Origin of the sequence: Pedobacter sandarakinus (assembly GCF_026240095.1) — a bacterium.
Taxonomy (GTDB): Bacteria; Bacteroidota; Bacteroidia; order Sphingobacteriales; family Sphingobacteriaceae; genus Pedobacter; species Pedobacter sandarakinus.
On record NZ_JAPIVG010000001.1, the window covers coordinates 394826 to 409063 of the forward strand.

Genomic DNA, 14238 nt, shown 5'->3' on the forward strand with positions numbered 1-14238 from the left:
CCGAACGGTTAAAGACAAAGCTGAAAAACCAATGCAAATAGACTATAAATATGCATCGGTGACAATTTTAAACAATTAAATATAAATGAATAACATCCATATTCCTCCCGTAGTTAAGAACCTACTCATTATAAATATCTTATTCTTTCTGGCCACACTCTTTTTCGAGTCTAAAGGAATAAGATTAGGTTATAGCCTGGGTGCATTTTACTTTGATTCGCCCATGGCGAAACCATGGCAACCCATTACTTACATGTTTATGCATGGCGGTTGGGCGCATATTTTTTTCAACATGTTTGCGCTTTACTCTTTCGGTACTTTGCTAGAAAGTAGGTGGGGCGCCAAGAAGTTTTTGATGTTTTATTTAATTACTGGTCTGGGAGCTTTAGCTTTACAATTAGGTGTTCAAGCTTTCGAAACCTATCAACTTACTGGTTCGATTACCAATCCAGGGGCCGTAAGTGTAGATTATGCTTCGAATATGGTGGAAGCCAATATTAAGGGCCTAAACCAAGAACAACTGGGCAAACTGATCGAGATTTATACAACGCCAATGGTTGGTGCTTCGGGTGCAATATTTGGATTATTGGTGGCATTTGGCATGCTTTACCCTAATGCAGAGCTGATGATCATGTTTATCCCTGTGCCCGTGAAAGCGAAATATATTATTCCATTTTATATTCTTTTAGAGTTATTTTTAGGCGTAGGTAGATTTGAAGGCGATTCAGTTGCCCATTACGCACACCTCGGCGGGGCATTAATAGGCTTCATTCTGGTGAAAATATGGAAAGATAAGAACACAAATTTTTACACTTATTATGAATAATACTTTTAAAGATTTAAAGTTTAAGATTTTTCATTCTGGGAATCCCCTGTACTTTTACATTGGCGTAAATACCATTTTGTTTTTAGTTTTAGCCATAGTGTCTGTTTTTCTGTTCCTCGGCAAAACCGACTTTTTTGTAGACGAGTGGGTTAGGGAATATTTCGGCGTTCCTGCTCTATTGGCTGCCCTTCCAACGCGTTTCTATACCGTGTTTACTTATATGTTTTTTCACGATGGATTCCTTCACCTATTATTTAACATGTTAGGTCTATTTTGGTTTGGAAACATCTTCATGAACTTTTTAAATAGCAAACAGTTTCATTTTATTTACTTAGCAGGAGGTATAGTTGGCGCACTCTTCTACATTGCCGGGCTTAACATTTTTCCAGCCTATACAAACGGCTTAGTGGGCAAAACAGTAATTGGTTCTTCAGCAGCAGTAATGGCAATCATTACCGCAACAGCAACCCTGGTACCCAATTATACATTAATGATGATGTTTATTGGTGAAGTGAAAATTAAATGGATCGCCATTGCTTACTTTCTCATCTCTTTTATAGGTTTATCATCTGCCAATGCAGGCGGAAATCTGGCTCATATTGGCGGCGCTATTTTGGGTTTTCTATTTATCAGCAGTTTGCAGAAAGGTAAAGATTGGAGCAAATGGTTTGAGCGAAAACCAAAATTAAGGGTAGTAAAAAACGAAAAACCACCTGTAAAAAAAGCAGCTTTCAAGGATGTATCTCAGCAAGAGATCGATGCCATTCTAGATAAAATTTCCTCTTCTGGTTATGATAAGTTAACCGCAACAGAAAAAGAAAAACTTTTTAAAGCAAGCAAAGATTAATGGCCAAAAAGAAGTACAGTTTCTTGGATAAAATTTTGCTGCCGCTGGCAATTGTTTTGGCCATTGCCCTAATATCGGGTACACTTGCAGGCAATATGGATCCGCGGAAGCATGCAATTATCGCGTTTTTCGGACTGGCCTATCCTTATGTGCTATTTTTTCATATCGTGTTTATTTTGTGGTGGTGCGTGAGTAAAAAGTGGATTTTTGCCGCGTTGAGTATGGCGATTATCTTTTTTGGCCTATCTACCTTAAAAGCAACGTTTGCAATCGGAGGTGATGAGGGAAGCAATGAAAAAGCAGAAAACAGTATTAGAATGATGACCTATAACGTACATAACTTCAAATTGTACGGTGGTAAAAATGATGAATCTGTAAAAGAAAAAATTCTTCAGATTGTAAAAGACCAGAATCCAGATGTTGTCTGTTTCCAGGAATTTTATACCCGCTATAAAGGCGATTTTAATACGGTAGATAGTTTAAAGAAGATGTTAAATTCTAAACACTACTATTTTGTACCTACCAATAAAAACGATTTCGAAGCAATCGGTCTGGCAATTTTTTCCAAGTACCCCATTAAAAAAACAGGCAAAATCCCTTTCGTAGAGGGCTTTGCAGGGAACATGAGTATCTATGCCGATTTAAAGGTGAATGATCAAATCCTGCGGATTTATAATGTGCACTTTCAATCTATCTCTTTCGAAAAACAAGATTATGAATATTTGGATAAAGTGAAAGAAATGAATACGGAGTTACAACCATCTAAACGTATTCTGCGCATGTTAAAAAGTGCATTCTTAAAGCGGAGCAGCCAGGTAGATGTAATGAAAAAGGAGATGGCCAGTTGTACCACGCCTTACCTTATAGCAGGCGATTTTAATGATACGCCAGCATCTTATGTAGTTACCCAAATTACACAGGGTTTAAATAATGCATTCATCAAAAAGGGATCTGGCTTCGGAAAAACTTATAATGGCAAATTTCCCAATTTCCAGATTGATTATATTGCCACTTCCAAAGATTTAGAGGTCTTGAATTATAAAATTGATGAAGCCAAGCTATCTGATCATTTCCCTGTAAGGAGCGACTTAAGATTAAAATCCAACCCTTAACTAAGGTCTTTGTTCGGCGCCTGCTTTCTTACCATACGTCAACATTTCTCAATAACAAAATCGTGATATTTGACTCATAAAATTTAAAAATATCATGAGTTTAATAGATGCACTTAAATGGCGTTATGCCGTTAAAAAAATGAATGGTCAACCTGTACCGCAAGATAAGGTTGATAAAATTATTGAAGCCGCTTTGCTGGCTCCAACATCTTCTGGTCTACAGCCTTTTAGGGTTATCGTAGTTACCAACCAAGAACTTAAAGAGAAAATAGCACCGATTGCTTTTAACCAACAGCAAATTATTGATTCTTCACACTTGCTAATTTTTGCAGCCCAGGAAAACTATACAGAAGAGGGTATTGATAAGGTATTTGATAGAATGAACACCGAACGAGGATTGCCGTTAGATACTACCGATGCGTATAAAAACCAGTTAAAAGGTATGATCCTGGCAAAACCGGCTGAAGAGAATTTCCATCACGCAGCTAAGCAAGCTTATATTGGTTTTGGAATTGCTATTGCAGAGGCAGCAGTTTTAGAAGTAGATGCTACGCCAATGGAGGGTTTTAATGGCCCCGCGTTAGACGAACTTTTAGGCTTAGATAAAAAAGGCTTAAGAAGTGTTACCTTGTTGCCTTTGGGCTATCGCGATGAGCAGGGCGATTGGTTGGCAAACCTGAAGAAGGTGCGCACCCCATTGAACGAATTTTTAATAGAATATAAATAATAAAGTATTATCCAGATTATTAGGCAAGCTTCAGCAATGAGGCTTGCTTTTTTTATGGTCTTTTTATGTAAAAAAATGTTAAAGATGACGACAGTTTAGGTGCTATATGTTTAATTGGATATATTTACAAGCTTAGTTTTAAAATTCCAGTTCATGAAGATTTTCAGGTTATCATATTTTATACTTCTGTTTCTCGCTTTAAATTATTTTTCTTCATCGGCCCAAACCGATACAATTAGCATCAACAACCTTATTGAGAAAACCAGCAAAGTATTAAATGATTATCCGGCAGAGAAAATCTATTTGCACTTTGATAAACCATATTACGCTATTGCCGACACCGTTTGGTTTAAGGCATACGTAACTGAAAATCAGAATTATCTTTCAGGCATTAGCAAAATTATATATGTTGATGTTATCAATCAAAAGGACTCATTAATACAAACGCTCAAACTTCCTATAACTGATGGTTTGGCAAATGGAAGCTTCCCGCTAGATCAGGTTAATTATAAACAAGGTAATTATCATATAAGGGCTTACACCATGTGGATGTTAAACTTCGAAGATGCCGCATTATTCAACAAAACCTTCTACGTTGGTGAGGCCATCGATAAAGAAGTTAAAACTCACATTTCATACAAAAACGAATCGACAGATAAACAAGAAAAAATTGATGCCCGGGTACAGTTTAAAGATGCCAACAACAAACCCTATGCTAACCGAAATGTAACCTGGCAAGTGGTTACCAGCTATACCGCCATTGCAAAAGGACGCGGTACCACAGATGCAAATGGGTATTTAACCATTTCGATGACGGCCAACCAAAAAGCAGAATATCAACTTCGAAAAGGAGAACTTATTACCAGTATAAACACTACTGAAAAGGATGTGGTAAGTAATAGTTTTCCATTGAACAATGCAATTGTAACGAAAGATTTTCAGCTTTTCCCGGAAGGGGGAAGTTTGATTGCAGGGCTAACAAACAAGGTTGCATTTAAAGCATTAAAAAGCGATGGGTTAGGTATAAATGCCAAGGGAACCATTTTGGATAATGATGGAAAACAGGTAGCCACATTTACAGCCCAGCATTTGGGAATGGGCAGTTTCAACCTATTGGCAGAAAGTGGAAAAAGCTACAAAGCAAGTGTTACTTATCCTGATGGGACAACCGAAACGTATCCGTTGCCAGCTGTTGCCGAAAAAGGGATTAAAGTAATTGTAGATAATGCCGATGCAGAAAACCTACAGGTCAAAATTATTGCCAATGATGGTTTTTTCAATGAAAACAAAGGGAAGAAATTCTACCTTGTGGCTCAAAGTGAGGGTGTAATTTGCTTTGGGGCACAAACGGCTTTGGCCAATAAGGAATATAACTCCACCATTTTAAAATCTAAATTCCCTACCGGGATTGCGCAGTTTACTTTGCTTACTGATGCTGGGAAACCCCTAAGCGAGCGCCTGGTATTTGTACAAACTAAAAATAATCTTGCCATTAACCTAACCACAGCTACACCAAGCTATGGCATCAAAAAAAAGGTTAAAGTTAACGTATCAGCAAAAAAAGATGGTGCGCCGGTTGCGGGCAATTTTTCTGTAGCCGTAATAGACGAAACCAAGGTGCCTTCAAATGAAGACGCCGCTACTACAATTTTAACAGGTCTCTTGTTAAGCAGCGATGTAAAAGGGTATATCGAAAAACCAAGTTATTATTTCAATGCACCAGATGCAAAGAAAAATACCGATTTAGACGTGCTGCTCTTAACACAAGGCTATCGCAGTTTTAAATACACCAACATTTTAACCAATACGCTACCGAAAATTAGCTTCTTGCCAGAGCAGGGCATAGCTGTTTCGGGTGTATTGCGCATGACTAATGGGATTCCGGTAAGGAAAGGACAATTACTACTTACAATACCCGATAAACGCTTTAATCTTGAGGGAATTACCGATCCTGTTGGAAACTTCACCTTTAAAAACCTTGTGCTAAACGACTCATCTAAAGTAACCATCACTGCAAAATACAACGTCAATTATAAGTCGATGATGATTAGCTTAACGGGTACACCCACCCCGAGTTTAACCCGCAATTTTAGCGCTGCAGAAGAGGTGTTAAATATTGATAGCGCCCTCACCACTTATTTAGACAATAGTAAAAAACAATACGCCTATTTACATACCTTAAAAGACGTCACCATCAAAGGCACTACGGTGCCAAAGGTAAGTCACAGAGATTACCCGGCATTAAGCGGGCTTGGGCAGATTGCAGACCATGAAGTTACCGGCGACAGGCTACAAGGCTGTGCACTCTTAATTAACTGTTTACAAAGTATGTTGCCCGGCGTCACTTATCAGGATAATAATTTTTACGTCAGTAGAGATTACAACGCAGGGAAAAGGGTACCCATGGGTATTTTTATCAATGGCATGAATGTAGATGTAAATCAAATCAACGCATTAAACGCCTCAGAAATCGAGTCTATCGAAATCTTTTTAAGAGATGAATTGGGCTTAGTAAACAGGGCGAACAATGTTAACGGTGTTATCGTTATCAACCAGAAAAAAGCACCGAAAGGCACCAAAATTTCTAAAGCGCAATTGCTAGATCTATTGCCGAAAAACTACGAGGTTACCTTTTCACCACAAGGATATAATAAAGAGCGGCAATTTTATTCTCCGAGATATGATGTTCCTGCTAATATGAATAGAAACGACCTGCGCACCACCATATACTGGAACCCGAAAGTTGTTACGGATGCTACCGGGAACACTTCTTTCGAATTTTATAACGCTGATGGCAAAGGCCAATATAAAGTGATTATAGAAGGTACCGATGGTAGTGGGAACCTAGGAAGATCAATCTTAAAGTATAGCGTAAAGTAAGTAGTGATTTAAATCAAAAAGCCACACAAGGAAAAGTTGCAGAGTCTTCACCTTTTATTATTGGTATTTTGACACGCCTAACGTCCCTATTTTAGGGTATTTAAGAGCTGGGTAAAAAAAGTACCGTCATTTCGAACGAAGCGAAAAAAACTTTGGATAAAAGATATTCGCACAATTTTTTGTGCGTTTTAACACGCTGTCCGCTGTATCTTTTTGGCAGAAAAAGCCAAAAAGGATGCCGCTTCCATCGTTAACGCTAGCTAAATCACTGCGACATTGCAGCTATGAAAAAAATGGGTTGTATTTCAAGTCTTGAACCTGCTATTTTAATACGTCGTTATGAAGTGAAAGAAGACCAACTTACATTTCGAGCGTAACAAAGAAATCTTTCAATGTAAAAAATTTAGCTCCAAAGATCTCTGCAGTTCACAAGATAAGATGACACCTTCTGCTTCAAATATGAGAAATCCGCGGGAGATATCTGCGCCTGCAATGCTTCCCAGCTTCCCACCCGTCAAGATAGCTATTCTAATTTGTGCTTATGAAGTGAAAGGAGACCAACCGCCATTTCGAGCGTAACAGAGACATCTTTCAACGTAAAAAATTTAGCTCCAAAGATCTCTTCAGTTTAGAGGATACGACTGCTTGATATTGAACTAAGCCCCAATTACCAAATAGGATGAGGCAGTTGCTTACCTTCTAAGCCTGCCATAATATTTCCGACAATTAGTTTTGCCATAGCATCTCTAGTTTCCTTTGTAGCCGAACCTATGTGCGGCAATACTGCTACATTTTCCATTTGCAAAAGGCGATTATTTCTATCCATCGGTTCCGGATTGGTTACATCTAAACCAGCACCCCAAATGACTTTCTCTTCAAGCGCACGTATTAAGTCTTGTTCATTATGTATACCACCTCTCGCCGTGTTGATGAAGATGGCACCAGCTTTCATCTGCTTAAATACATCTAAAGAAAATTTACCTTTTGTTTCATCAGTTAGCGCTGTGTGTATTGAAATCACATCGCTTTGCGCCAATAAATCCTTGAAAGAAACGTATGTGGCATTTACTTCCTTTTCTGCCTCGGGGTTACGCTTTCTATTGTGATAAATAATAGGCATCTGAAATGCGCCAGAACATTTTTTGGCCATCTCGAGACCGATTTTCCCCAATCCAAAAACACCTAAGGTTTTACCATTCAAATCAATACCTAACTCCGGTGTAGGCTCATAATTTCGCCATTCTCCTTTTATAATTTTTTTATGAAGAAAAAACGCTTTTCTCGAAACCGCCAGCATTAACAAAAAGGCAGTATCTGCAGTTGCCCCACTTAAAACACCTGGCGTGTTGCCAATTGAGATGCCCAGCTTCTTGGCTTCCGCAACATCCACCTGATCGAAACCCACAGAGTGCAATGCAATCACTTTTAGATGTTTGCAGGCATTTAAAAACTTGGCATTTATTTTATTGGGGCCAACACTAATTAACCCATCCTGCCCCTGGCAGGCATCAATCAATTCCGCGGCAGTAATTTGTCTATCTTCATTCCATTGGGTAATTGCAATGCCATTACTTTCCAATTCTTCTAAGCCTACACTGGCTATGTTACCGCTTATAAATACCTTCATGCTTTAGAAACAACTAATTATTTGGTGAGTTTTGACTATCTGAAATAACAAAATTATTTTACCGTTGCATTTAACCTTTGGTAACTATGCGCACTAAAATATCCCAATGCATTGTTGCTGATGTTTGATGTAGGGTTAGCAGGAGTTGTACCTTGGTTTGGTCCACGGCCAGATTGCTCGCTCAATGCGTACCAATAATCAAACATATTCGCATCTATACATTCCATTTCTACGCCCACGCTATCACCACTTTTTAAACCGCCGTCGTCATCCTCATCTGCATCATAAAAAAGCTGAATACGGAGTTTGTTGCCGTTGGTTAAACGATCATTGTTAACGTAAATACGTTTAGAAAACCGAGAATTTACGTACAAGTTAAAGTGATAAAAATTGATTTCATCAGCCGGATCTACCAGGAAAGCGGCGGCCGTTCTGCGCTCATTGCCAAAAAAAGAATTCTTTATTACCCCTATAGAATCCAATTTTACCAACTTAGGCATGGTAGAGCTTGCTTTATAATTTTTGCCGTCAACAGTAATATCTAAATTATAGGTTACCCCCGAAACGCCTCGCATTCTGTTTACATAAACTCCAGGTTCTTTTTCTGCAAAAACAAAATTATTCCCGCGACTATCGCTTACCGTTACCTTTGCGCCAGACAATTTTGGATAACTATTGGCTTCATCGTACCTCACGGTTTTGCTAATGATGATTTGTTGCTCTACCAATCGATCGATAATTTTACCCTCAATTACCACTTGAGGTTCAGCATTGTCAGTATCAATTTGAATAATCTTTTTGCAGGAGAAAAGACAAATAATGGCGATAACATATATGAATAGTTTTTTTTCCATTTAATTAAAATTTAAAATTCCAGGTGATTGATGGGATCAATCCGAAAAGGGAAGTTTGCTCGGCAACTGTTTTCATCGGATCTGCGGGATCATTAATAAATTCGATTGAATACGGATTTTTACGCCCCAGTGCGTTATAGACGCCAAAATTCCAGCTCGACTGGAACCTACCTTTGTTTCTTCCTTCCAGGGTGGCACTCAAATCTAAACGCATGTTGTAAGGCATTCGCCCAGCATTTCTTTCTGTGTAATAATAGGCTGTTTGCTGACCAATAACATACTTCCCTGCTGGAAAAGTAACTGCATTTCCTGTGCTATAAATAAAGCTCGACGAGAAAGTCCAACGGGTATTGAGATTATAGATACCCACAACCGATAGATCGTGAGTACGATCTTGCCTCGCAGGGAAATATTTTCCGTTATTCAACTGCGCAAACTTCCTTTCTGTACGTGATAAGGTGTAGCCCACCCAACCGTTTAATTTTCCAAATTTCTTCTTAAAAAACAATTCCATTCCATAAGCCCTCCCTATTCCATAAAGCAACTCTGATTCAACGTTAGCATTGGCAAGCAGCTGAGCAGCGTTTTTGTAATCGATTTGATTTTGCATCCATTTATAGTACACTTCGCCAGATAATTCATAATTATTTTCATCTAAATTTTTAAAATAACCCAAAGCTACCTGATCGGCAATTTCAGGTCTGATGTTGTTGCTGCTTAGCACATATTGATCGGTAGGTGAGCTTGATGTAGCATTGGTTAGAATATGAATATTCTGGGTGTTGCGGTTGTAGGAAGCCTTAACAGAATTTTGCTCGTTAAATAAATAACTAACAGAAAAGCGGGGCTCTAAGTTCAAATAGTTTTTGTAAAACTTTCCACTGGTAGCATTTTCTGTACTAATGATGTTTCCACCAGCATCGTACTTACTAAAGTTGCCAGGCCCTAAAAGCGAAAATGCAGCCAGGCGCATTCCGTATAAAAGATTTAATTTTTCCGAAACAGCCCATTCATCAGAAACATAGGCAGCGCTTTCTAAACCATATCTTTTTTCCTGCGTAAGCGGGTTTACCTGCGAAGCCTGACTAGTAGTAATATCAATTGGAGAAATACGGTGATGGGTTGCGTTAATACCAAACCTAAGCGTATGTTTGTTGCTAAAGTATTGTAAATCCTCTTTAAAATTGAAATCCCTAACCAGCGAGGTTGCCTTGAAGTTGGTGATATCGTTTAATAGCCGCACCGTATAGTTATAGTTGTTGTAAATTAACGAAGTGTTCGAAAATAAGCGATCGTTAAAAATGTGGTTTAAACGTATGGTAGTAGTCACATTTCCCCAGTTATTTTCAAAAAGATCTTTAACACCAATGTTATCCTTACCAAAATATCCCGATAGGTAAATGGTATTTTTATCGTCTATCTTGTAATTGGCTTTGGCATTAATATCGTAGAAATTTAATGTACTTCCGTTGATGGATGAATCTGGCGATGCCCTTAAAAACAGATCGATATAAGTTCTTCTAAAACTTACCATAAATGATCCCTTATCTTTCACAATAGGACCCTCTGCCTTCAACCGTGAAGCTATTAAGCCTATTCCGCCCTGAAACTTAAATTCTTTATTGTTTCCATCGTCCATTTTCACATCTAACACGGAAGATAAACGTCCACCGTATTGCGCAGGCATCCCGCCCTTATATAAACTCACATCTTTTATGGCATCGGCATTAAAAGTAGAGAAGAAGCCTAGCAAATGAGAAGAATTGTACACTACAGCCTCATCTAAAATAATTAAGTTTTGATCTGCCGCACCGCCGCGAACATAGAAGCCCGTATTGCCTTCACCCCCAGATTTTACACCAGGTAACAACTGAATAGTCTTTAACACATCTTTCTCGCCCAACAAAACCGGAATTGTATTGAGAGACTTCATGTCTACTCTTTCTAAGCCCATTTGCGCACTTTTGACATTTTCATTTTTACGATTGTTGGCGCTTACGGTCACCTCTGCAAGATCGTTCGCAGATTTAAGTTCCTGGTTCAGCTTGGTATCTTGATCTAATACAATTGTTTTTGTTACTGATAAATAGCCCGTATAACTTATGGTTACAGTATATGAGCCGGCAGGTTGGGTTAAAGCGAAGTAGCCATATCCATTGGTTAAGGTAGCTACGCTTGTAGCGCCAAACAATTTAACGGTAGCGCCAATTAAGGTTTCCCCAGAACTTGCATCGCGAATGGTTCCGCTTAAGGTAAACTTTCCCTGCGCCGAAACAGGTAGATAAAAAAATATAGAGAGGATTGTGAATAACCAAAACTTTGATAACATGCTAGCTAATATCCTTTTTAATGGAGCGCTAAATGTACGCATTACAAAAATGTAAATGGGCTAGTTTACAGGATATACCGCAATTTTGTGCGATCGTAACAAGTATGGATTAGCATGCTCCTTGCCTGCCATTTGAAAAGAAATAAGTTTAGAAGGTTGTTTAGGCATATGGCAATCGATACAGTTGCTGGCCAAAACGCCCTTAGCTAATGTTGCGCTGCTGTGTTTGGTATTTTTATGGCAGTTGATGCATTTTTGGGAGAAAATAGCCATGTTACCTTTTACGTCTTGATGTGAATTGTGGCAAGACTGGCAGGTCATATTTTCGCTTTTTTGATAGCAGGCACTGGTCATGAGCATGGGCGTTTGGTTCCCATGTACATCACGATCACCTCCACCAAAACCAACAAAATCCTGGGTATAGTAATCATCTAAATTATCGCCAGGTTTAAAACCAAAAACAGATTTTTGCACCATAAGCGTATTGCCAGAATGACAAACCCCGCAGGCATCCATCTTTTGTTTCCGCGTTAATGTTTTATATAGGGTAATAAACTTAGCAGTTTTCTCTTCGGGATTTTCCATATGAAAAACAACATGCTGCTTTCCTGGACCATGACAACGCTCACAATCGATACCATAAATTATAGCACCCTTTTCCATTTCCTCGTCAATAGAAAAGGTAGATTTTTGAGTTAATTTCTTTTCTACATAAGAGCCATGGCATTCTAAACATCTGCTAGTGATACCCCTATCGTAATAAAATGTGTTGCTTGGAAAACCCGGACTTATAGCCCAGCTTTGTATTGTTGTAAAATAAGAAAGCGGCAATTCGTAGAGCTTCTTGCCTTTCCAATAGCCATAGGTATAAGCCTTTTCTCCCGAACCAAAAATGATGTCGAATTTCTCAGAACGAACTTCCTTGCCGGAATGAAAGGCTACCTGGTAAGCTTGGCCATTTCTGTTTTCGATTAAAACTTTTTGCTCGTCATTAAAGGTAAAAGAATTAGCATCTGGATGTAACTTTGCTAAGGCCGTCCCCGATTCAAATGGTTTCGAAGTTAACCCATGAGGGCTGTGCGCATAAGATGTTGATAGCTCTTGGTGGCATTTAGCGCAGGTCTGTGCCCCAGTATAATCGTCTCCCCTGATGTCTTTTGGTAAGCTATCGGCCACATTCATACACCTAGATAGCACTAGAATAACAATTGCTATTACGCCTAAAAAACATAAAATACGTGGAGCACCTTTCAAAGTAGATAATTTGTTGATTATTTTATAAATTGAAGATAGCTAAAATTATAGCCTCCTTCATCTGCTTTGATTCTAATTTTATGTATTCCTTTTTTCAGTTTAATTTTCCCAACTTCAAAGAGGCTAAAAACTTTATCGTTACCAGTTGATGGAATGGTAATATTTCTTAAAACTTCTTCACTATCAATACTAAATGATACTTTTCCATCATCATTTTTGGAGGCGACATTTGCCTTCAGAGTATATGTGCCAGATTTCTTCACATTTAAGGTGTACTGAAGCCATTCTCCTTGCTCTATACTAGACACATAATATTTTTCATATAGATTTACATCTTTTTCAATATCAACCCCATCATTACGATAAATTCTACCCCTATTCCCTGCAGATCTCTTGTTGGTAGCAACATGGTAATCGGCTGTGTCTTTATCAAAGTAAGCAAAGTTATTTCTGCCCAAATCATAATCAACCGCATATATGATACTATTACTTTGGATTAGATTTGGCTTGAAGGGTTTTGTTTCATTATTAAATGGTTGCCTAATCATCGCATCAATCACATCGTGGTGTATGATCGTGTTTTCTAAACGGCTGTAAATTGCAAGTTCCATTAAACCGCTGTACACATTGCTTTCTTTTGGTTTCTCACCGCCATTATCCAGGTATTTTACAACTGCTTCGAAATTCGGATTGGACTTGATCTCCATTGGATTGTTAGCACCTATTTTTTTCAACGGCCACCAAGACCAACCAATGTTGTTTGTTTCGAATAGATGAATTGCATCTCGAAACCAAACATTGGAATTTTCGCCTGTTTCGCCTACCCATATAGGTGCATTTTGCTCATCGCGGGCCTTAACCATGTTTGCAATCGATGCCTGATCATTATAATTCCAATATTTGTGAAAACTGATTACGGTATTACTGTCCCAAAGTGGGAAAATGCCGTTGTAATTATTTCCCCAACCGTTTCCTTCTATGATAACAATATGCTTCTGATCTACCTCCCTGATGGCCTTGGTAATTTCAACCATTAATTTCCTGAGCGGGGCATTAAGTTTTTCCTTGGTACCGTTTCTATCTTGTTCAGGATTTTGAAAACCATAATTAGGTTCATTTAAAATATCATAAGCAGCCACAGTAGGTTCGTTCTTGTAACGTTCAGCAAGTTTCTTCCAAAGTGCAATGGTTTTCTTCTGGTTTTCCTCGCTGGTCCACAAATATGGTTTAGATGGATCTCTATCGGCAATATTCGCATCGTTTCCTTGTCCGCCAGGTGCGGCATGCAAATCCAAAATTAAATACATCTGGTTTGCCTTACACCAGGATAGTAGGCTGTCTGTAAGGGCAAAACCTTTATCTAGCCAAGTCTGCTCTCCTTTATTGGGTTCCTGATCGACGGGTAGCGTATAAAGATTATAGTGCATTGGAAGGCGAACTGAGTTAAACCCCCACCTTTTTAGGGAATCAATATCAATTTTGCGTACATGGTTTGCAAGCCAAGCATCGTAAAAAGCCTGCGTTTGTTTAGCACCCATTAATTCTTCAATACCGGCCTTAATTTTGTATTGCTGCCCATTTTTATTAATCTTTAGCATGTAGCCTTCTTGTAACATCCAACCGCCCAAACCAAAGCCACGAAGCAATACATTGTTGCCTTTCTCATCTACAATCATTTTACCATTGGCTTTTAGAAAACCCTGACCAAATCCCTGAAAATAAAATAAGCTAAATAAAAAAAGTAGTAAAATCGATCTTGAATAAGACATAATTATTGAGTTA

General features: G+C 38.6%; 10 protein-coding genes. 5 read left to right on the top strand and 5 right to left on the bottom strand.

The features are described 5' to 3' along the window. Nucleotides 1–85: 85 nt before the first annotated feature. The 5 genes from OQ268_RS01575 (at nt 86) to OQ268_RS01595 (ending at nt 6392) form a co-directional block, all read left to right on the top strand. Nucleotides 86–826: a rhomboid family intramembrane serine protease gene (locus tag OQ268_RS01575; RefSeq protein ID WP_265854306.1), complete on the top strand. Its 741-nt coding sequence runs from the start codon at nt 86–88 to the stop codon at nt 824–826. Further along, nucleotides 819–1673 carry a rhomboid family intramembrane serine protease gene (locus OQ268_RS01580; RefSeq protein ID WP_265854307.1) on the top strand — a complete coding sequence of 285 codons (855 nt, stop codon included), beginning with the start codon at nt 819–821 and terminating at the stop codon, nt 1671–1673. Before OQ268_RS01575 ends, OQ268_RS01580 begins: the two co-directional genes overlap by 8 nt. Beyond that, entirely contained in the window at nt 1673–2785 is a 1113-nt protein-coding gene (locus tag OQ268_RS01585; protein ID WP_265854308.1) for an endonuclease/exonuclease/phosphatase family protein, read from the top strand. Before OQ268_RS01580 ends, OQ268_RS01585 begins: the two co-directional genes overlap by 1 nt. 94 nt (nt 2786–2879) lie before the next feature. Continuing rightward, nucleotides 2880–3512 (top strand): NAD(P)H-dependent oxidoreductase, encoded by a 633-nt coding sequence (locus OQ268_RS01590; RefSeq protein ID WP_265854309.1) that lies wholly within the window; start codon nt 2880–2882, stop codon nt 3510–3512. Between the two features lie 153 nt (nt 3513–3665). After that, nucleotides 3666–6392, top strand: coding sequence for an Ig-like domain-containing protein (locus tag OQ268_RS01595; RefSeq protein ID WP_265854310.1), 2727 nt, complete (start codon nt 3666–3668; stop codon nt 6390–6392). Nucleotides 6393–7059: 667 nt separating this feature from the next. Here OQ268_RS01595 and OQ268_RS01600 read toward each other — a convergent pair. From OQ268_RS01600 to OQ268_RS01620, 5 genes are all read right to left on the bottom strand, one after another. Further along, nucleotides 7060–8019 (bottom strand): 2-hydroxyacid dehydrogenase, encoded by a 960-nt coding sequence (locus OQ268_RS01600; RefSeq protein ID WP_265854311.1) that lies wholly within the window; start codon nt 8017–8019, stop codon nt 7060–7062. A 53-nt stretch (nt 8020–8072) separates the two neighbouring features. Next, nucleotides 8073–8873 (bottom strand): DUF4249 domain-containing protein, encoded by an 801-nt coding sequence (locus tag OQ268_RS01605; RefSeq protein ID WP_265854312.1) that lies wholly within the window; start codon nt 8871–8873, stop codon nt 8073–8075. Nucleotides 8874–8877: 4 nt separating this feature from the next. Further along, the gene (locus tag OQ268_RS01610; RefSeq protein WP_265854313.1) at nt 8878–11202 is read right to left on the bottom strand and encodes a TonB-dependent receptor; all 2325 of its coding nucleotides are present in this window, start codon (nt 11200–11202) and stop codon (nt 8878–8880) included. A gap of 60 nt (nt 11203–11262) precedes the next feature. Then, nucleotides 11263–12384, bottom strand: coding sequence for a multiheme c-type cytochrome (locus OQ268_RS01615; protein ID WP_265854314.1), 1122 nt, complete (start codon nt 12382–12384; stop codon nt 11263–11265). 89 nt (nt 12385–12473) lie between these two features. Then, the gene (locus OQ268_RS01620; RefSeq protein WP_265854315.1) at nt 12474–14225 is read right to left on the bottom strand and encodes a cellulase family glycosylhydrolase; all 1752 of its coding nucleotides are present in this window, start codon (nt 14223–14225) and stop codon (nt 12474–12476) included. Nucleotides 14226–14238: the final 13 nt, after the last annotated feature.